The 18,227-nt window shown below is 59.6% G+C and carries 20 protein-coding genes; 10 read left to right on the top strand and 10 right to left on the bottom strand.

Features of this window, described 5'->3' with window-relative positions; genetic code table 11:
- Positions 1-81 precede the first annotated feature (81 nt).
- Both ACR9ZQ_RS05095 and ACR9ZQ_RS05090 read left to right on the top strand, forming a co-directional pair.
- On the top strand, positions 82-831 hold the full coding sequence (locus ACR9ZQ_RS05095; RefSeq protein ID WP_481427095.1) for a FadR/GntR family transcriptional regulator: 750 nt from the start codon (positions 82-84) through the stop codon (positions 829-831).
- A 54-nt stretch (positions 832-885) separates the two neighbouring features.
- Positions 886-1,881: an MDR family oxidoreductase gene (locus tag ACR9ZQ_RS05090; protein WP_481427094.1), complete on the top strand. Its 996-nt coding sequence runs from the start codon at positions 886-888 to the stop codon at positions 1,879-1,881.
- Positions 1,882-2,103: 222 nt separating this feature from the next.
- On the opposite strand, the gene dctA is transcribed toward ACR9ZQ_RS05090, so the two are convergent.
- Entirely contained in the window at positions 2,104-3,429 is a 1,326-nt protein-coding gene (gene dctA, locus ACR9ZQ_RS05085; RefSeq protein ID WP_481427093.1) for a C4-dicarboxylate transporter DctA, read from the bottom strand.
- Positions 3,430-3,588: 159 nt separating this feature from the next.
- Between dctA and leuC the strand changes: the two genes are divergently transcribed.
- From leuC to ACR9ZQ_RS05070, 3 genes are read left to right on the top strand one after another with little or no spacing between them, the layout of a single operon-like run.
- The gene (gene leuC / locus ACR9ZQ_RS05080) at positions 3,589-5,031 is read left to right on the top strand and encodes a 3-isopropylmalate dehydratase large subunit (protein ID WP_481427092.1); all 1,443 of its coding nucleotides are present in this window, start codon (positions 3,589-3,591) and stop codon (positions 5,029-5,031) included.
- On the top strand, positions 5,031-5,636 hold the full coding sequence (leuD, locus tag ACR9ZQ_RS05075; protein ID WP_113319404.1) for a 3-isopropylmalate dehydratase small subunit: 606 nt from the start codon (positions 5,031-5,033) through the stop codon (positions 5,634-5,636). Before leuC ends, leuD begins: the two co-directional genes overlap by 1 nt.
- Positions 5,624-6,553, top strand: a complete 930-nt coding sequence (locus ACR9ZQ_RS05070; RefSeq protein ID WP_481427091.1) for an alpha/beta fold hydrolase — start codon at positions 5,624-5,626, stop codon at positions 6,551-6,553. Before leuD ends, ACR9ZQ_RS05070 begins: the two co-directional genes overlap by 13 nt.
- Here the strand turns inward: ACR9ZQ_RS05070 and ACR9ZQ_RS05065 are convergent.
- The gene (locus tag ACR9ZQ_RS05065; protein WP_481427090.1) at positions 6,499-7,437 is read right to left on the bottom strand and encodes a LysR family transcriptional regulator; all 939 of its coding nucleotides are present in this window, start codon (positions 7,435-7,437) and stop codon (positions 6,499-6,501) included. The genes ACR9ZQ_RS05070 and ACR9ZQ_RS05065 overlap by 55 nt on opposite strands.
- Positions 7,438-7,721: 284 nt before the next feature.
- Entirely contained in the window at positions 7,722-8,429 is a 708-nt protein-coding gene (locus tag ACR9ZQ_RS05060; protein WP_481427089.1) for a TetR/AcrR family transcriptional regulator, read from the bottom strand.
- Positions 8,430-8,491: 62 nt separating this feature from the next.
- Here ACR9ZQ_RS05060 and ACR9ZQ_RS05055 point away from each other — a divergent pair, with 62 nt between their 5' ends.
- The 4 genes from ACR9ZQ_RS05055 to ACR9ZQ_RS05040 are packed head-to-tail and all read left to right on the top strand — an operon-like array spanning position 8,492 to position 11,272.
- The gene (locus ACR9ZQ_RS05055; RefSeq protein ID WP_113319487.1) at positions 8,492-9,127 is read left to right on the top strand and encodes an NADPH-dependent F420 reductase; all 636 of its coding nucleotides are present in this window, start codon (positions 8,492-8,494) and stop codon (positions 9,125-9,127) included.
- Positions 9,128-9,180: 53 nt separating this feature from the next.
- Entirely contained in the window at positions 9,181-10,122 is a 942-nt protein-coding gene (locus ACR9ZQ_RS05050; RefSeq protein WP_481427088.1) for an SDR family oxidoreductase, read from the top strand.
- Entirely contained in the window at positions 10,031-10,789 is a 759-nt protein-coding gene (locus ACR9ZQ_RS05045) for an NADPH-dependent F420 reductase (RefSeq protein WP_481427087.1), read from the top strand. Before ACR9ZQ_RS05050 ends, ACR9ZQ_RS05045 begins: the two co-directional genes overlap by 92 nt.
- Before the next feature lie 57 nt (positions 10,790-10,846).
- Positions 10,847-11,272 (top strand): ester cyclase, encoded by a 426-nt coding sequence (locus ACR9ZQ_RS05040; RefSeq protein WP_481427086.1) that lies wholly within the window; start codon positions 10,847-10,849, stop codon positions 11,270-11,272.
- A 152-nt stretch (positions 11,273-11,424) separates the two neighbouring features.
- On the opposite strand, the gene ACR9ZQ_RS05035 is transcribed toward ACR9ZQ_RS05040, so the two are convergent.
- The 5 genes from ACR9ZQ_RS05035 to ACR9ZQ_RS05015 all read right to left on the bottom strand — a co-directional run bounded on the left by ACR9ZQ_RS05035 (position 11,425) and on the right by ACR9ZQ_RS05015 (position 15,649).
- Positions 11,425-12,384: an SDR family oxidoreductase gene (locus ACR9ZQ_RS05035; RefSeq protein WP_481427085.1), complete on the bottom strand. Its 960-nt coding sequence runs from the start codon at positions 12,382-12,384 to the stop codon at positions 11,425-11,427.
- 428 nt (positions 12,385-12,812) lie between these two features.
- On the bottom strand, positions 12,813-13,229 hold the full coding sequence (locus ACR9ZQ_RS05030; protein WP_481427284.1) for a GFA family protein: 417 nt from the start codon (positions 13,227-13,229) through the stop codon (positions 12,813-12,815).
- 248 nt (positions 13,230-13,477) lie between these two features.
- A complete protein-coding gene (locus ACR9ZQ_RS05025) occupies positions 13,478-14,326 on the bottom strand; it encodes a pirin family protein (RefSeq protein ID WP_481427084.1) in 849 nt (282 codons plus the stop codon).
- 62 nt (positions 14,327-14,388) lie between these two features.
- Positions 14,389-15,018, bottom strand: coding sequence for an NAD(P)-binding domain-containing protein (locus ACR9ZQ_RS05020; protein WP_113325473.1), 630 nt, complete (start codon positions 15,016-15,018; stop codon positions 14,389-14,391).
- Between the two features lie 28 nt (positions 15,019-15,046).
- Positions 15,047-15,649, bottom strand: a complete 603-nt coding sequence (locus ACR9ZQ_RS05015) for an NAD(P)H-dependent oxidoreductase (protein ID WP_113325478.1) — start codon at positions 15,647-15,649, stop codon at positions 15,047-15,049.
- A 106-nt stretch (positions 15,650-15,755) separates the two neighbouring features.
- On the opposite strand from ACR9ZQ_RS05015, the gene ACR9ZQ_RS05010 reads away from it, so the two are divergent.
- Positions 15,756-16,697, top strand: a complete 942-nt coding sequence (locus ACR9ZQ_RS05010) for a LysR family transcriptional regulator (protein WP_481427083.1) — start codon at positions 15,756-15,758, stop codon at positions 16,695-16,697.
- Positions 16,698-17,041: 344 nt separating this feature from the next.
- On the opposite strand, the gene ACR9ZQ_RS05005 is transcribed toward ACR9ZQ_RS05010, so the two are convergent.
- Positions 17,042-17,458, bottom strand: a complete 417-nt coding sequence (locus tag ACR9ZQ_RS05005) for a nuclear transport factor 2 family protein (RefSeq protein ID WP_481427082.1) — start codon at positions 17,456-17,458, stop codon at positions 17,042-17,044.
- Positions 17,459-17,499: 41 nt separating this feature from the next.
- Positions 17,500-18,153 carry an NADPH-dependent F420 reductase gene (locus ACR9ZQ_RS05000; RefSeq protein WP_481427283.1) on the bottom strand — a complete coding sequence of 218 codons (654 nt, stop codon included), beginning with the start codon at positions 18,151-18,153 and terminating at the stop codon, positions 17,500-17,502.
- Positions 18,154-18,227 lie beyond the last annotated feature (74 nt).

Genomic DNA, 18,227 nt, shown 5'->3' with positions numbered 1-18,227 from the left:
TTGTCAAACCTATATTTAAATACCTATAGCCTTTTCGATGAAGGCATGGCATCAATATTTTCGAGCGAAGGATGGAGCTCTATGAATCTTAGATATGACGAAGTGGTAAGATCCGGCATTGCCAAGCAGGTCGCCGAGAATATCAAGTCCGCGATCCTGGACGGGCGCCTGAAGATCGACGAGCGCTTGCCGACGGAAGAGGATCTTGCCCGGAGTTTTGGAATTTCGCGCCCGACGGTGCGCGAGGCGTTGAAGCGTCTGGCGGCGCAGAACCTCATTCATTCGCGTCGCGGCCCCCTCGGCGGCAATTTCGTGATGCGACCCGATCCGGAGGGGCTGTCGAAGGCGATTACTGGTGCCGCGACACTTCTCGTCGGCATCGGCGCTTTCGATATCGACGAGATCATTGCCGCCAGGCTGGAGACGGAAACCATCTGCTGCCGGCTTGCCTGCGAAAACCGCAGCGAGGAGGGATTGCAGGCCATGGCTGCCGAGATCGCCTTGCAACGGGATCAAGACATCAGCGATGAAGATTTCTGTGCTTCCGATGTGCGCTTCCATCGCGCTCTGGTCGACTCGACCGGCAACGGCCCCTTGAAACTGATGATGTATATCGTGATCGAATCCTTCATTCCGATCACGAACATGATCGTCTTCAGGGTGCGCGAGCGCCGCCAGGTCGTTGCTTTCCACCAGCAGATCCATGAGGCGCTGAGCAATCGCGATGTCGGCGAAGCAACGGCGGCGCTCACAAATCTCCTCGCCTATGTGCGCGACAGCTATAGCGCCGCGCTCGATGCGCGCAGCCGCCGGGCGAGCGAGCAGGCGTAGTCCTGAACCCGGTCGGTTCACATCCTCGGAAGCACTGAAGGTCAAGGGAATTCCATGTCAGATTCTTTTACGGCAATGGTGATCGATACGGTTGATGGCAAACAGCAGGCCGGCTTCCGACAGCTGACCCTGGCCGATCTGCCCGACCATGACGTTCTGGTCGAAGTTGCGTTTTCCACGGTCAACTACAAGGACGGTCTGGCCATTTCCGGCAAGGGGAAGATTGCGCGCCGCACGCCGATGGTTGGCGGTATCGATCTTGCCGGTGTTGTCGTCGAGTCGCGCTCGGACAAATGGGTTGCGGGTGACAAGGTCATTCTGAATGGCTGGGGCCTCTCCGAGACCGAATGGGGTGGTTATTCCCGATACCAGCGGGTCAAGGCGGAATGGCTGATCGCGCTGCCGCCCGAATTCTCCCTGGAACAGGCCATGGCGATCGGAACGGCCGGCTATACCGCCGCCCTTTGTGTCAATGCCCTGGAGGATTGGGGAACGATCGGCGTCGACGATCGGGAGGTGTTGGTCACAGGTGCTGCCGGCGGCGTCGGCTCAGTCGCCGTGAGCCTGCTTGCCAACAAGGGCTACAGGGTGACGGCCTCGACGGGTCGGCCGGAAACCCATGATTATCTTGCCTCACTCGGCGCCACGGATTTTATCGACCGCGCGACGCTCAGCGAGAAGGGCGGCCCGCTGCAGAAAGAGCGCTGGGCGGGCGCAATCGATTCCGTCGGCTCGACGACGCTTGCCAACGTGTTGTCTCAGACGGTCTATGGCGGGGCGGTCGCCGCTTGCGGTCTTGCCGGCGGCGCCGATCTGCCGGCGACGGTCTTGCCGCATATCCTGCGCAACGTGGCGCTGCTCGGCATCGATTCCGTCATGGCGCCCATGGCGAAACGAGCGCGCGCCTGGGAAACCCTCAACCGGCACCTAAGTCCGCAGCATATCGAGTCGTTGACGCGTGTCGAGCCTATGTCGGCTCTGCCACAGATTGCGGAAGACATAGTCGCGGGGAAAATTCGTGGCCGCGTGGTAGTGGAAATCACACAGTAACTTCGCGCATTTCGATAATGAAGGCCCGAGTAATGTTGAACCTTTTCGCTGGAAAGGGTGCAATACGGCCGGTTACAAAACCCATCCGCTTGTGTATTGAGGGCCAGGACGGCCCGCGCCGATATTCTGAATTCCATGATAGTCCTTCTGCCTCATCAAGGTCCCTTGAATAGGAAAATTTGCGTCTAAAAACGCCGCACGCCGGCGCTCTTAGACGCAAAATTAGACGGTCTTGAATGAGGGGGGTCGCTCGAAAGGAACTTCGAGTTCGTGATCGGGCACGCTGGTTTCTGAAACACTGACCTTGCCGTCGAGTGCTAGGGCAAGCTTGTTCCGATCAAGACAGCCGTCCCAGGCAGCAACCGCAACAGCTCCGACTGCGTTGCCGATGGTATTTGTGACCGACCTTGCTTCTGCCATGAATCGGTCGACGCCAAGCAAAAGAACCAGGCCCTCAATGGGAATGGTATGCATCGACGCTAGCGTAGCAGCCAAGGTTACAAACCCGGCACCCGCGACACCCGCTGAACCCTTTGAGGTGAGCATCAGGACACCGAGGATGGTCAACTGCTGAGCGAAGTTCAAAGGGGTGTTCGTCGCCTGGGCGATGAACATCGCGGCAATGGTGAAGTAAATTGCGCTTCCATCGGCATTGAAGCTTAGCCCACCGGGAACCACCAAACCGACAACCGGTTTCGGTACACCGGCGGCTTCGAGTTTCCGCATAATTTGCGGCAGGACCGATTCCGATGAACAGGTCCCCGCCACCGTGAATATTTCGTCGCGGATGAATTTCAAGAACTTCCAGAGGCTGAAATCGGAAAAATAGGCAACGACGCCGAAGCCAAGTCCAACAAACAAGCCACAAGTCAGATAGACGGAAAGAAGGACCTTGCCGAGCGACAGAAGGCTTCCGATGCCATAGGCGCCGATCGTGAAAGCCATGGCACCGAAGGCCCCCAGCGGAGCGAGACGCATGATCATCGACACTATGCGAAAGACCGCCGCCAAAAAGCTCTCCATGAAAACCACGGCAGGACCCGCCGCTGGCCCAATCTGCGAAAGCCCAACGCCAAAGAGCACACCAAAGAACAAGATTTGCAGAATGTCACCTCGCGCAAAAGCATCCACCACGCTTCGGGGCACCGTGTGCACGATGAAATCGAGTACGCCATCCTGCTTTGCAGCGGCTTGGGTGTATTGGCTAACGCTTGCAGCGTCTAAGCTTGAGATATCGACGTTCATCCCTGAGCCGGGCCGAATGACATTGACAACCAGTAGTCCGATCAGCAGGGCCAACGTGGAAGCAACTTCGAAGTAGACCAGGGACTTGATGCCGATCCTGCCAAGCTGCTTCATGCTGTCCATTTTGGCGATCCCGAGCACCACCGTAGAGAAGATCACGGGCGCAAGAACCATCTTGATCATTCGAATGAAGATGTCGCTGAGGACTTTGAATTCCGTTGCAAAGCCGGGCGAGACGTAGCCGAGCACAGCACCCATCAGCACCGCCAGCAAAACTTGAACGTAGAGTTTCCTTAGTATCATGTCGCTTTCCTCCCTTAGCCTACCCACCGGTGCGGAATAGGTATTCGCGAAGCTTAGCGCCCAAGGGTTCTTCGCGGCCAACAGGATTAGCCGATGATTTCATCCGATTATTGCATGAACGCTTTCGGGAGGCGGCCTCTATAATTCCTCGCAAAACCAATGCCGGAGGCCAAGAAGGTGACCAAGCCACGTACGCTCTACGACAAACTTGTCGATAGTCATCATGTCCGCTCACTTGACGAACAGAGCGATCAGCTTCTGCTCTATATCGATCGCACTGTCCTCAACGAATATACCTCGCCCCAGGCGTTTACCGGGTTGCGGGAGGCGGGTCGGCCAGTCTGGCGTCCGGAGGCGGCGTTGGGCACGGTGGATCATGTCAATCCAACCGCCGCGCTCCGCACGGATAAGATGGCGGATGCCGGCGCGGCGAGGCAAGCAGGGTACTTCGCGGAAAATTGCAGAGATTTCGGTATCGAGCTTTTCGACGTTCTCCACCCGCTTCAAGGGATCGAGCACGTCGTGATGCCGGAAATCGGGCTAGTCATGCCGGGCATGATCATCGCCGCCGGCGACAGTCATACGACCACCTACGGCGCACTCGGTGCGCTTGGCTTCGGAATAGGCACATCCGACATCGAACACTACCTCGCTACCCAGACTCTGGTCTACAAGCGTTTGAAGACCATGCGCGTCACAGTGGAGGGAGAACTCGCACCAGGCGTTCGCTCGAAGGATATCGTCATGGCTCTGATCGAGGCGATCGGAGCTTCCGGCGCCACAGGTTACGCAATCGAGTTTCAGGGGTCGGTCGTTCGCAGCCTGAGTGTCGAAGCGCGCATGACCATGTGCAACATGGCTGTCGAATGCGGCGCTCGTGGAGCGCTTGTCGCGCCTGACGAAAAGGTCGTCGCCTATCTCGCCGGGAAGGCCCGCGCTCCGAAGGGCGCTCTTTGGGATGCGGCGATCGAGGCGTGGCAGGCGTTGAGAAGCGATGAGGAAGCGATCTTTAATAAGGAGGTCACACTTTCTGCAGCAGACATCGCACCGATGGTGACCTGGGGAACCAGCCCGGACCAAGCCGTGAGAATTACTCAGAACGTGCCCGATCCTGGCATGGAGTCTGATCCCGACCGCCGTCGGGACATGGAGCGTGCGCTCGCTTACATGGGCCTTCGAGCCGGCCAGCGCATCGACACCATCACTATCGAACGTGCCTTCATCGGCTCCTGTACGAACGCTCGGATCGAGGATCTTCGCGATGCCGCACACATCCTCGACGGCCGCAAGATTGCTGCTGGCGTGAAGGCAATGGTGGTTCCCGGCTCCAGTTCCGTCAGACGCCAGGCCGAGGCAGAGGGGCTCGACCGCATCTTCACGTCGGCTGGTTTCGAGTGGCGACAGTCGGGTTGCTCAATGTGCCTTGCAATGAACGATGATATCCTTGCGAGCGGCGAGCGTTGCGCTTCAAGCACAAATCGCAATTTCGAAGGGCGCCAGGGCGCCGGGGGGCGCACGCATCTGATGAGCCCGGCCATGGTTGCGGCGTCCGCGATCGCAGGTCATTTGGCCGATACACGTCAATTTGTGGAGGCGAACTGATGCAAGCGTTTGTGAGTGTCAGCGGGACGGTCGCGCCACTTCCTGCAGCAAATGTCGACACCGATGTCATCATGCCTAAGCAATTCCTCAAAGGCGTGGATCGCAGTGGCTTGAAGGAGGGACTGTTTCACGATTTGCGATTTGACCACGATGGCGCCGAACGCCCAGACTTCATCCTCAACAAACCCGAATGGAGAGACTCTGCGTTCCTCGCCGTCGGCCCGAATTTTGGCTGCGGCTCGAGCCGCGAGCACGCTGTTTGGGGCTTGATGCAATATGGCGTTCGCGCTCTTATCGGGACGACGTTCGCCGGTATTTTCTTTGACAACTGTGCCCGCAACGGATTGCTGGCGATCTCGATGCCGGAAGACAGGATGGATAGAGTGATGCAAGCGGTCTCTTCATCGGAGGCCAGCATGCTGACCATCGATCTTGAGGATCAAAGCATCATCGGCGCCGGACTGAATCTGCCGTTCGATATCGATCCAATGCTGAAGAACGCTTTGACGAAGGGGCTAGACGCAATCGGCCAAACACTTACTTTTCGCGATGAAATCCTTGCGTTCCAAAACAAGCGTCTACAGGAAAATCCATGGTTGGTCTGATGACAGGGTCCGCATCGAGCTTCACGGCAAGAGGATCGTCGAATTTTCTTCGCGGTTTCGAACTCAGCGACTTCGAATATGCCGGGAACATCCGAATCCGGTATGCATCCGCAGGCAGTGGGCCACCCCTTCTCCTTCTCCACGGCCATCCGCAGACGCATGTCACCTGGCGCAAGATCGCGCCGGCCTTGGCCGAGACGTTCACCGTCATCGCCCCGGATTTGCGCGGCTACGGCGACAGCAGCAAGCCGGCTGGCGAAGCGGACCACGTCAACTATTCCAAGCGAGAGATGGCGAAGGACCCCGTTGCTCTTATGCGAGCCCTCGGGCACGAGCGATTTTTCGTGGTCGGTCATGACCGCGGTGGCCGCGTTGCCCATCGCATGGCACTCGATTTTCCCAATGCGGTCGCCAAGATCGCCCTCTTCGATATAGCACCGACCGCGACGATGTACGCGCGAACCGACAAGGCATTTGCAACGCGGTACTTCTGGTGGTTCTTCCTGATCCAGCCATATCCGTTGCCGGAAAGGCTTATCGAAGCCGATCCCGAATTTTTTCTGCGCAAGCATATCGATGGACAGAACAAGATTGCCGATGCGACGGAGGCGGCGGCTTTCGCAGAATATCTCCGCTGCTACCTCGATCCGGCCACAAGGCATGCAATCTGCGAAGACTACCGCGCCGCCGCCGGCATCGATCTTGTTCATGACGAGGCCGACAAGGACACGCGCGTAGTCGCTCCTCTTCTTGCGCTTTGGGGAGCTCGAGGCACAGTCGGAGCTCTCTACGATGTTCTGGACACGTGGCGAGAAAAGGCTGTCGACGTGACCGGGCATGCCCTAGATTGCGGACACACCCTTCAGGAGGAGTGCCCCGAGGTCGTTCTATCCGAGCTTCGCTCGTTCTTTCGTTGACCGGCTTCATCCCAAATTCGTCGCCAGAAGCGCTCAGCGACCTGCGTCTGGCGTGCCCTCGGACGAAAGAGATGGATCGCAATACGAACTTCGTCCTCGGGTTGGCCGACCCTGACAAGTCTGCCAGCTGCGATGTCTTCAGCAATAAGGCTGAGAGGAGACCAGACGAGTCCTCGACCATCGCGCGCCATCATCGCCAGCACGGTCGCCAGATGTGAGGAAAAGGCAGGGGTCGGTGGCGGACGTCTGCCGCTCTCCTCCCAAGATGCCGCCAGAATCCGGCCCATTCCAGATTCTGACGAGTAGGCGAGATAAGGTCCATCGTTCATGAGACCTTGCGCTGCAAGGGCGGGGGCTGCAACCGGTACCATCACGTCTTCCCCCAGCGGGACCGAACGAAAACGATCCGCGGTGAGCCGAGTGGACGCAGCGGGATGGTGATGACAGAGGAGAAACTGCGCGCGTCCGTCGATCATCAATCGCTCGCAACCGACCATGCTGTCGGCCGTCAACTGCACGGATGTCATCAATGGCTCTACTTTTTCGACCATCCGCAGCCATGGTGGGAAGAACGTCATGGAAAGAGCATGAGTCGATGCGAAAAGAAGGGTTTCCGTCGACGCCTGGGCGGCGCTGGCCGCGTCCCGGCGACCCGTCTCAAGTTGGCGGAGCACCTCCTCGGCAAACGGCTTCAACCTCTCGCCGGCAGCCGTAAGCCCGACTGAATGTTTTCCGCGGTCAAATAGCGGGGCATTTACCCAATCTTCAAGACACTTTATCCGCCTGCTGAAAGCCGGTTGACTGATAGCACGTTGCTCTGCGGCGCGCGAAAACCCACCTGCCCGAACAACAGCGAGAAAGTCTTCCAGCCAGACAGTGTCCATTGCAGAGGTCCTACTTAAATTCGATAGCCCGCTTTTGATCGGTCTCGCGCTATTCATGCTTGAATCTGCATTCCAAGGCTTATCAAGCAAGACAACTATTCGGAAGCCAAGATCACCTGCGCAGAGAACTAGCCTAGTGGCTGTCTATATCTTCTTCACCGACGCTTCGATCTCGAAAGCATCGCCAGCCGCCTACTGCTCGCCCAACATTGGTGCGGCGCTTGCTGCGGACGCTGGCAGAGGATCTTCCATCGCATAGATGAGTGGCCGCCAAGGACAGGCTCTCAACGCGCATTATCGGGGCCCGATCTGGCGCGTTGATTCTCGACTTCGTCGCCAAGCTCATCTTTCAGGATCGCGCTTGCAACGATGTGAACGAGATGCCCGGCCCTGGGCGCGAACGAAGGCAGATCGACGAGCCATCCAAGCGCCGACATCAGGCCGAATAGGTCGTCCCCAGTCATATCAATGCGCGCCGTCCCCTCAGCCTGCGCACGGAGCAACAGCCGCGCGCTTGCTGCGTGCAGGGCCGCGCATGCAACATAAAGAGCGGAGTCCGGGTTCGTGTGGGCACTTGCCATCATTGCGACAACCCCCCTGTGGCTTTGGGCGAATGCGATCCATTCGCGAAACCAGGTCAATAGCGCTTCGGCGGGTGGAGTCGACGCTTCGAGTTCACTTGCCCTTCGTGTCAGTGCGTCGAGGTTCGTCCGCAGCAACGCTTCGAAGAGCGCTTCTCGCGTCGGAAAATGGCGGAGTAGCGTGGCCAATCCGACCTCGGCCCTGCGGGCAATATCGCGCATGGACACCTCGGTTCCGTGCTCGATGACGGCATCATGCGCAACTGTGAGGAGGTGGCTGTAATTTTTTTTTGCGTCGGCTCGCATGTAGCACCTTGATAAGTGGATCAGCGGTCCGTATATTCGGATCGGCGGTCCGATAATAAACGGATCGATGATCCGATAGATATAGTGCCTGCGTGTAAAATGCAACAGACATACCGCCCGCGACACGAAGCAAGACGTCATCAGGAAAACCGGCAAGGAACATGAACATGAGTATTATCAGCATCATCGGCTCAGGCGACATGGCCGCAGCGATCGCGGGCCTTGCCGTCAAAGCCGGACACGCGATCGAAGTGGCGGCTCGTGACACCGCAAAGACGCGGACGCTAGTTGATGGGCTCGGCGCCGGCGCGACGGCAGCGGGATTCGGCGCCGTTCCGGCCGGGGATATGGTCATCCTGGCGGTTCCCTACTCCGCGGTTCTCGACGTCGTGAAGCAATACGGCGAAGCACTGGCCGGAAAGCTACTCATCGACATCACCAATCCCATCAAGTCCGATTTCACCGGTTTCCTGACCCCTGAGAACAGTTTCGGGGCGCAGGAGATTGCCAAGGTCGCCCCCGCCAATGCGGTCATCGTCAAGGCGTTCAACACCCAGAATGCCCGCGTCCTGGCCGCCGGTCCAGTCGAGGGCCGGCAGCTGGACGTGTTCATCGCCGGGGACGACGCGCAGGCGAAGGCACGCGTCTCGGCATTCATCAAGAGCCTCGGACTGCGCCCGATGGATGCCGGAAAGCTGTTCATGGCCTGGACGCTGGAGCACGCCTGCATGCTGTGGCTCGGTCTCATGACCCACTCCGTCAAACACGGCAACTTTTCAATCGGTGTCAACCTTCCTGGCTGAGTCCACCGGCAGAGCCACTTCTAGCATCACCTCATTCAAAAAAGAGCAGCAACATGCACGTTTTCGTCACTGGTGGGACCGGCCATTCCGGCCCCTACATCATCTCCGAACTTATCGGCGCTGGACATGAAGTCACGGCCCTTGCCCGGTCGGACAAAGCCGAGGAGGCGGTTTCCAGGCTCGGCGCCAAGGTGCGTCGCGGAGACATTTCCGACCTAGAAGGCCTCAAGGCTGCGGCAGCGGAGGCGGATGGCGTTATCCACGTTGCCCACAGACAAGATCTGCTCCCATCCGGTGGGCTCGACGCCGTGGCCGCGGCGGAAGTCCAGATCATGCTCGCGTACGGCGAGGCGCTCGCTGGCACCGGAAAGCCACTGGTTGCGTCGGCGAGCATTGGCTCACCAGGATGGGAAGGCCTGGGTCGGCCGGCCACTGAGGAAGACCCGGCGCTTGCCGCCAACGACAAGCACAAGGGTACCCTGCGAATTCGCAACGTCGTGGAGACCACCGTGGTCGGCCTCGCCGAGCGGGGCGTGCGGTCTTCGGTCGTACGGATTCCTCCCGTCATGCACAGCACGACCGATAACGCCGGCTTCGTTCCACTATTGATCGGGCTGGCGAAGGAGAAGGGTGTCATCGGCTACCCTGGAGACGGCGCAAACCTTTGGCCGGCTGTGCACGCGCAAGATCTTGCCTCTCTGTTCCGCCTGGCGCTGGAGAAGGGTCCGGCCGGCAAAAGTTGGCACGGGATCGAAGACGGTGGTGTGCAGTTCCGCGAGATCGCCGAGGGCATCGGCAAGCGTCTGGGCCTACCCGCGGTGAGCATTCCCTCAGACGTACTCATGCTCCCGGGCTACTTCGGGTTTCTTGCGAATTTGGTCACGCTCGATCTCCCAGCGTCCAATGCCTTCACGCGCCAGGCCCTCGGCTGGGAACCCAGACAGCCTGGCCTCCTTAAAGACCTGGACAACGGGCATTACTTTCCGGCGGGCTAACGCGCTTAGATACGACCAGCGTAACCAACGCTTTAGGAGACTTGATATGAGTACTATCAGCATCATCGGTTCAGGAAAAATGGCTGCGGCAATCGCCGGCCGTACCGCAAAGGCTGGACACATCGTCGAGCTCATCAGCCGTGACCGAGCCAAGGCGCAGACGCTTGCCGACCAACTCGCATCCGGAGCGACCACAGGGACTTACGGCGCCGCACCTGGGGGCGACATCGTCATTCTCGCCGTGCCCTACGCCGGTGCGGCGGCGGTGGTGGCCGAGTACGGGGACGCGCTCGACGGCAAGGTGATCATCGACATCGCCAACCCGGTTGCCCCCGACTTCTCGGGCCTCGTCACCCCCCACGCCAGTTCTGGTGCGCAGGAGACCGCCAAGGGCCTCCCCGCCAACGCGCATGTCGTGAAGGCCTTCAACACCATCTTCGGCCACGTCCTTGCGAAGGGTGGACGCCTCGACGCGTTCATCGCTGCAGACGACGCGGAGGCGAAGAAGCGCGTTTCGACCTTCCTCGAGAGCCTGGGGCTTCGTCCATTCGATGTCGGCGGCCTGGACATGGCCCAGACCCTCGAAGCGCTTGGGCTGATGATGATCGGCCTCGCCAAACACGGCGCCGGCACCTGGGACCTCGCCATGCACGTCGATATCGGCTGAGCGCAAAACGACGTCCCCGGCAAGCTCGCTGCCCGGCAATGAAGAAAGGGAGCAACAATGCTTAGCAATGAAAAAGTCATCAGAGAACTCTACGAAGCGGCGGAGGGATATGGGACCGACCCCGAGAAGTTTATCTCCATGTTTTCCGATGAAGGATATATGCGCGATATGCCGACCGGCGTGGAGTTTCGCGGGCAGGCACTTGGGCAGTCTATTGCCGGCTTCGTCAAAGCATTTCCTGATGTCCACCGTGAGATATTGAGCATCTGTGTCGCGGAAAACACCGTCGTTGTCGAAATTGCCATCCAGGGAACGCATAAAGGTGAGCTTGCCCTTCCCACTGGAAATCTAGCTCCAACGGGCAAGACAATTGATGTCTCGAGTTGCGACGTTTTTCACCTCGAAAATGGAAAGGTCACATCCTTTCATTGCTACAAAGTGGACTCCGTAATGCAGCAACAACTTGGCATCGGTCTCGGCTGAATCGCCGTCGCCGACTAACCAATGCGAGGCATGGAGAGATGTGATGAGCATCGAACAAAATGGCCCCTGAACATTAAAGGGGCACAGAGCCGCGAGGCCAACAGAGTCCGTGATCGGCTCGTCCCTATGGGAGGGTCCGCCGTGAGCTTAACTTAGCTGGCAGGGAAGTAATTGCCGTTGTCCAGATTCCTGAGCAGGCCTGGCTGAACAGGCTCCCAGCCGAGGACTTGGCGTGTAACGGCGTTGGACGCGGGAAAGTCGCCCGTGACTACAGCCGACATGGACGCGAAGTAACCCGGCACCATCAATTCGTCAGCGGGAATGCTTACCGCGGGCAGGCCCATGCGAGAGGCAACGGCTTCGGCAAGATCGCGGAATGGGATTCCTTCGTCACCGATCGCGTGCCAAGTCCTACCGGCGGGCCCCTTCTCCAGCGCCAAGCGGTACAATAAGGCGAGGTCGCGGACGTGCACGGCGGGCCAACGATTTTTTCCCTCCCCGGGATAGCCGACGGAGCCCTTCTCCTTCGCAAGCCTAATCATCTGCAAGCGACCGGTCGAACTATGCACGATCAGGGGGGTGCGCACGACCGAGGAGCGCACGCCCCGCTCGGCGAGGCCAACCACGGCTGTCTCCACGACGTTGCGAGACACCAGAGTGCCTTCGTCCATGGGGCCGCTGGGAAGGGCGGGATCATCCTCGGTCGCCGGTCGGCCCAGGCTGACCGGTGCGCCTATGCGGCCCGCGCGGCCGACGTTTGTCGGCGTGGCGATGCTACCCGCCACGACCAGCGGCTTTCCAGTGCCCGCCAGCGCTTCACCGAGCGCGAGCACAATCGACAGTTCCGAATCGCGCAGCGCGACGATCCCGCCGGACCCGAGCAGTTCAGCCCTGTAACCGAGATGGATGACGCCGTCCGATTCCGCGGCCGCCGCTTTGAGTGCTTCGAGGTCGGCAAGATCGCCGCGACGAACCTCGGCGCCGAGCGCGGAGACCGCGCCTGCGGACTTGTCCGACCGGGCCAGGCCGGTCACCTCGTGGCCAGCTGCGATCAAATCTGGGATGACGTAGGAACCAACGTGACCGGACGCGCCTGTAACAAAAACATGCATGCTATTTCTCCTTGATGAGGTGACCGGCTGCGGCGGCAGCTAGCCGACTGTTGCAGCCATGCCGCTTGAGCCGTTGACGCTGATGTCGCTCATGGTCGTGCTTCCCTTGGTTTCGACTTCTGCGCTCTCGAACGGCGCTTCTTCTGCGATTTACAAGCCTGCCCTTAGTCTATTGGACCGTTGATCCGTATATATGGATCAGTGATCCTTTTATCAAGGCGAAACAATCGAATTGGCGCTAGGAGAAATTACGACCACTTTCTCGCGGACGCGTGACGTCGTCGCAGAGCACGGTAGTTGACGCGGCGATGCGCGATATTGCCCGCCGCGCCGGCGTCGGGCTGGCTTGGAGACTGACTTCCGCAGTCGACTGCGACCTACGGCTCGCGTGATATGACGCTATCGCAAAGCCCTTTTGGCGTTTCAAATTACGGCGCCGTTTTCCGCCCCAGATTGGGCAGATTATCTGAAAGGTGAACCCAAGGCTGCATCTCGTCGACGTGAGAATGTGTACTGGGCTCTACGTTTTCCGGATGATCGAGTAACGCGGCATAGAAGTGTCGCTCGTCAGGCGACTGTTCAGTTTGATAGAACATCGGCGTGCCACATTTGCCGCAAAAGCCGCGCGTCCTACCTGCACTGCTTTGATAGCTGACGGGCATGTCCGCCAGAAACCTCCAGAAGCTGTTCTCCTGCCCGATCCACGTCGTAAATGGCCAGGCTGTCGCCCGGCGGCAGCTCTCACAATGGCAGTGGCCGACCCAGTTTGCAGACCCGACTCGCTCGAATACACAAGCGCCGCAGAGGCATCGCCCTCGATTAGCGGTGTGATATTCATATCCCATCATCATATCTCAGCATGTCGAAGAACTCCGTCATGGCCGCCGCTCCATAGGTCACCAGAGGGTCGCCTCGATCTGTCTAGCAGTCCGTTGAAGCCCGGGAACCGGTTGAGGAGGCACGGGGAAACGTTTCGGGCCAGCTGATCATCAGGTACTTGGTCTCGTTCGGCTGATAAACACCGTCGCCGATCCTTTCGAGGGCCATTCCGTGTCGCGCAAACTGAACAAATCCGCGGATCCGATTAAGCTCTTTAGAAGTGGCCTGCCCGATAGTCAGCAAACGCTTGCTGGATTTCCGCCTGCGTGTTCATGACGAACGGACCTCCAAACGCGATCGGCTCGCGAAGGGGCTGGCCGGCGAAAAGCAGGAAGCGGCCGACAGTGCCCCGCGCCGCTATGATAAGTTCCGACGACCCCGGCTCCTCCGATCGGGTCAACCAGCCAAGCTGGCTGGCCTTCAAAAGGTTGCCGGCAGCCCCGATCTCGACCGCGCCTTCGAGGACGTACACAAAGGCATTGTCGGTCGCTGCAAACGAGTGCCGAAACGCAATACTGTTTTCGGCCCGCACCTCGAACATCGTGACAGGAAGGTGGTTGAGTGTGGGCGAGACCATGCCGCCGTAGGCTCCAGAAAAGACCCTGACCTCAACTCCATCCTCGCTGCGGACCGGCAAGGCGGACGCCACCAAATCCTGATAGCGTGGATCAGCCATCTTCTCGGCTGCAGGCAAATTGACCCAGAGTTGCAGAGTATGAGCAATTGTCCCGGCCGGAGGGTTTTCCTCATGCCGTATGCCTCGTCCGGCAGTCATCCATTGAGCATCGCCGGCCTGGATCACCCCTTCATGTCCGGCGCTGTCGCGATGCTCGATCGCCCCCTCGATGACAAATGTAACCGTCTCGATGCCGCGATGTGGATGAAAACCGAATAGCCCAGGCGGCGACCAATCCTCGGCCATCAGGACGAACGGATCGGCGAACAAGGCGTCCGGTGCGTCGATCAAGCGGCGCGCGCGATGGCCGGCGACCTGTCCCGACACGAACTGGGGGTCGTCGATGCGCGCTAGTTCTCGAACAGACATCGGTTCGGGGGTGTTCATCCTGAATCCTTCCAAAAGGGAGCCAATGCGGGCACTCACGGTGCACGCGGCTGAAATTTAGCTTAGCGAACGATCCGTCGAACGAAGTGCAGTTCCACAGCGGATAGAGGGCCGCCGAGCTGTTGCATCGCACCGCCGTGCGCGAGAGAGCCGAGGTCGAGCGCGACCAAGCCGGTCGAATCGATAAGTTCGACCACGAGTGCCTTGGCATCGCGATCGTCTCCTGACACGAACAGTACGGTCTTCGGCTTCTGTGGCGAGAAATCCTGTATCCAAGCCATCGGCATGTTGCTGATCGACTTCACCAGCCTGGCCCCGGGCGCCATTGCGGCAATTGTCTCGCTCGACGTGCGGCCTTCCAATGCGGCGACCGATCTTGCTACGCCGGCGGCGCTAATGTCCGGTTTTTCGCCCATGTGAGGGTTCGTCCCGTCGACGAGTATGCGGCCGCTCCAGTCGATTCCCTTGAGCGCCTCGGGCGCATCCGCCCAATTCGTGGCGAGGATCACCACATCGCATTCCGCAGCTTCCTGCTTGGATCCTGCGCTGGCGGCCGACCCGAGATCGGTGACCAGCCCCGCCAACGCCTCCGGCCCCCGCGAACTGGACAGGACCACCTCGTGGCCCGCACCGATCAAATGACGACCGATGGTCGTCGCCATGCGACCAGCGCCGATGAAACCAACTTTCATAACCGTTTCTCCCCGAAAAGACGATGTCTCAAGCGGCGGCGGCCAGGGCAACCACGTCGCCGAATTCCTCGATCGCCGTCTCCCCTACCAATCCGGCGCGTTCCCGTCCGGCGAGAATAATGTCCAGATCGGTAATTCCGATGAACCCCAGCACCTGGCGCAGGTAGCCGCTGGCTTGATTATAGCCCTCGAACGGTGAGCCCGGACTGAAATCCCCCCCGCTCGCGAGAATGATGGTGGCCTTCTTGCCTGTCAGCTGCCCGACATTATCGACGACAGTGACGCCAACCCGGACAATATGGTCGATGTAGGCCTTCAGCACCGCCGGGATGGTGAAATTGTACATCGGCGTGCCGATGATGATGCGATCGGCAGCCTGCAGTTCGGCAACCAGATCATTGGAAATCTTGATGGCGGCAGCGCTCTCCGGCGAATGGTGCTCCGGGGGCGTGAACGCGCCGCCAATCCATGGAAGATCGACAAATGGCAGGTTGGTCTTGATCAGGTCGCGTTCGACCACCTCGCCGTCTGGGTGCGCTGCTCGCCATTTTTCGACGAAAAGCGACGTGAGCTTGCGGGAAGTCGAGTGCTCGTATCGAGGGCTGCAGTCGATGGCGAGAAGTGAGGTCATTTTAGAGCTCCATTCAGCGAAAGTTTGTGGTTGCCTGTAAGATCGAGCATCGCGGCGGTGAAAAAAACTGTCGAAGTTTCGATCAACTCGGACTATATTTTCGAACATGGGTCCGCTGACGCTCGATCAAATCCAACTTTTCCTTGCCGTCGTTGACGAAGGAAGCTTCACGAAAGCGGCGACGAGGTTGAACCGCGCACGGTCCGCCGTGACCTACGGGATACAGAAGCTCGAAGCGCAAATCGGATTGCCGCTGTTCGACCGCATCGCATACCGTCCGACCCTGACTGAGGCGGGCCACACGCTCCTTTGGCGTGCGCGACGTATTGCTGACGAGTCGGACGCTTTTCAGCAATCCGCGCGAAGTCTGGCGAGCGGACTGGAAGCCGAGTTGACGATCGTGATGGACTCGATGTTCCCGGTGCCCCCGATCGTCGAAGCGCTCCGGGCCTTTACGATGACGTTTCCAACCATCCAGCCGCGAGTCTACGTACAGCCGCTCGGCGCGGCAGCGGAACTGGTGCTCGACGGAACTTGTGTAGTGGGTCTCCTCCCGCTCCTCTCCAGCGACATGGCCGCCTTCAAGAGCTTTCCGCTGCTGACCATCGACCTCGTTCCGGTCGTCGCTCCCGATCACCCACTCGCGGCGATCGAAGGAATGATCGAGACGCGTGTCCTGCAGCAGCACGTGCAACTCGTGCTGACCGATCGCTCCGCCCTGACGGCGGGGCAGGACTATGGCGTCCTTTCCGCGCGAACCTGGCGCTTGGCAGACCTTAGTGCCAAGCAGTCGATGCTGCTGGCCGGCCTCGGCTGGGGCAACATGCCCTTCCATATGGTTGAAGATGACATCGAGCGCGGACGGTTGAAGATCATCCGGCCGACAGACTTCGATCCGCGCGTCGCTCGGCTTGTAATGGGATGTGCCTATCTCACCAGCGATCGGTTGGGCCCTGGCGCTCGATGGCTCGTCGAACGACTGACCTCGGGTGCAGGCCTGGATTTCAACGCGGCTGACAGGCGCGCTGCACAAATCTCGCCAGAATGACGATAAACATACTACTGTTGTCGAGAGCGCGCGCCCGCCACTGCGAGCGGCGGCGTATAGAGGCACGAATTTTGTTCGGTGTCTCGCTAGTGGCGCCAGCTTCCGATATCGTCAAAAGGGAGCCGCAAGCAAGAGCGCGTAGCCGGATCGGGGAGCGCATTACATCCCTGCAAGATTCGATGCATGGTGCATCCGGCGTTCTCCGCCCGGTCTCGAACTGCGGCTGGAGATTGTGGAGACAGGCAACAGCGCGCTGCGCATGGCCGCCTCCGTCAGTTCCGCATGACCGCCGCAGATAGCGAGGCAGTCGACAAAGCGGTTCCGCTGCCTCGTCATCGTGAGGCTCAGGGTCTGGTGCTCGCGGCCGTCTCGGAGGCCCGCGCAAGTGCTTGCGTATCGATATACTCACGAATGTTCGTCAGCTTGCCATCTCGAACGGTGATGGCGAAGACCCAGTTATCCTTCCACGCCTTGCCGGTGGCCTTTGTTTTCCCCTCCGCGAAGCCCACAACCAGAACCCGGTCGCCCTGCGCTAAGTATTCGGGAGGCACCGGGAATGACGTTTCCAGCTCTTTCGAAGCCGTCTGAAGCAAGTTCGCCAATCCGGCATGTCCGCGGTGGGTACCGGCCAGCGGCCAGTCCTCGCCCGGCACGATCCATTCGATGTCTTCGGCAGACAACGCGAGCAGGGCTTGCTTATCGCCTTCACCCATCGCCGCGAAGAATGCCTTAACACTCCGGACGTTGTCTTCTATCGTCATCGAAGTTTCTCCATTTTCCTTATGTCGGTTGCGTTGTGGATCTACCCGAAAGCGTAGGGTCGGTAGCTCAGCCGATTTCGACGTTCATGGCGATGTCCCAGGAGCCGGCGCCATTTTTGGCGAGGCCGATCATCATCAGGCCAAGTGCCTCGAGCGTTTGGGCCATGTTCAGCCCGCCGACATCCAACGGACGCAGCCCGAGACTTCTCGAGCAGCGTCGAGACGCGCGCCTTGGCCTGCGCATCATCGGCTGCGATGAACGCGTCGAGGCGTCCGCCCTTGGCGAGCACGTGGCCGAACATCGTGTTGAACGCCTTCACGACGTGAGCGCCTGCGGGAAGGCTTTTTGCGGTCTCCTGCGCGCCGGAGCTGCCGGGAGGGGTAACGAGGCCTGTCATGTCGGCGTTTACCGGGTTGGCGAGGTCGATGATCACCTTACCGCCGAGGGCGTCGCCGAAGTCGGCCACCACCGCGGCCATGCTGCCGTAAGGCACCGCGAGGATGACGATGTCGCCCACCGGTGCAGCGCCATACGTCCCCGTGGTCGCTTTGCCCGCGAGGTTGTCCGCCAGTTTCCGTGCTTTTGCGGCGTCGCGGTTGACGACCTCAACGGTGTGCCCGGCATTGGCGACACGGCCCGCAACCGCCGTAGCCATGGTTCCAGAGCCAATGATGCTGATAGTGCTCATATTCAGTCTCCTTATGAGTTGGGCTCGTTGCGACCGGCTCCTGCCTCAAGTCAGGCCGCATCGCATCAAAACTTGCGAAG

Source organism: Rhizobium sp. KNZ14-9A (assembly GCF_056755015.1).
Note: the sequence above shows the minus strand (reverse complement) of the source record. Positions and strands in the feature narration are given on the sequence as shown.

Coding starts and splice junctions, on each gene's coding strand:
- ACR9ZQ_RS05035 (WP_481427085.1), bottom strand. CDS start 12,384: ATGCATGTTTTTGTTACAGGCGCGTCCGGTCACGTTGGTTCCTACGTC.
- ACR9ZQ_RS05015 (WP_113325478.1), bottom strand. CDS start 15,649: ATGACCTCACTTCTCGCCATCGACTGCAGCCCTCGATACGAGCACTCG.
- ACR9ZQ_RS05005 (WP_481427082.1), bottom strand. CDS start 17,458: ATGACGATAGAAGACAACGTCCGGAGTGTTAAGGCATTCTTCGCGGCG.
- leuD (WP_113319404.1), top strand. CDS start 5,031: ATGCAAGCGTTTGTGAGTGTCAGCGGGACGGTCGCGCCACTTCCTGCA.
- ACR9ZQ_RS05090 (WP_481427094.1), top strand. CDS start 886: ATGTCAGATTCTTTTACGGCAATGGTGATCGATACGGTTGATGGCAAA.
- ACR9ZQ_RS05010 (WP_481427083.1), top strand. CDS start 15,756: ATGGGTCCGCTGACGCTCGATCAAATCCAACTTTTCCTTGCCGTCGTT.
- ACR9ZQ_RS05065 (WP_481427090.1), bottom strand. CDS start 7,437: ATGGACACTGTCTGGCTGGAAGACTTTCTCGCTGTTGTTCGGGCAGGT.
- ACR9ZQ_RS05025 (WP_481427084.1), bottom strand. CDS start 14,326: ATGAACACCCCCGAACCGATGTCTGTTCGAGAACTAGCGCGCATCGAC.
- ACR9ZQ_RS05095 (WP_481427095.1), top strand. CDS start 82: ATGAATCTTAGATATGACGAAGTGGTAAGATCCGGCATTGCCAAGCAG.
- ACR9ZQ_RS05045 (WP_481427087.1), top strand. CDS start 10,031: ATGCCTTCACGCGCCAGGCCCTCGGCTGGGAACCCAGACAGCCTGGCC.
- ACR9ZQ_RS05020 (WP_113325473.1), bottom strand. CDS start 15,018: ATGAAAGTTGGTTTCATCGGCGCTGGTCGCATGGCGACGACCATCGGT.
- dctA (WP_481427093.1), bottom strand. CDS start 3,429: ATGATACTAAGGAAACTCTACGTTCAAGTTTTGCTGGCGGTGCTGATG.
- ACR9ZQ_RS05055 (WP_113319487.1), top strand. CDS start 8,492: ATGAGTATTATCAGCATCATCGGCTCAGGCGACATGGCCGCAGCGATC.
- leuC (WP_481427092.1), top strand. CDS start 3,589: ATGCCGGAGGCCAAGAAGGTGACCAAGCCACGTACGCTCTACGACAAA.
- ACR9ZQ_RS05050 (WP_481427088.1), top strand. CDS start 9,181: ATGCACGTTTTCGTCACTGGTGGGACCGGCCATTCCGGCCCCTACATC.
- ACR9ZQ_RS05070 (WP_481427091.1), top strand. CDS start 5,624: ATGGTTGGTCTGATGACAGGGTCCGCATCGAGCTTCACGGCAAGAGGA.
- ACR9ZQ_RS05030 (WP_481427284.1), bottom strand. CDS start 13,229: ATGGGATATGAATATCACACCGCTAATCGAGGGCGATGCCTCTGCGGC.
- ACR9ZQ_RS05040 (WP_481427086.1), top strand. CDS start 10,847: ATGCTTAGCAATGAAAAAGTCATCAGAGAACTCTACGAAGCGGCGGAG.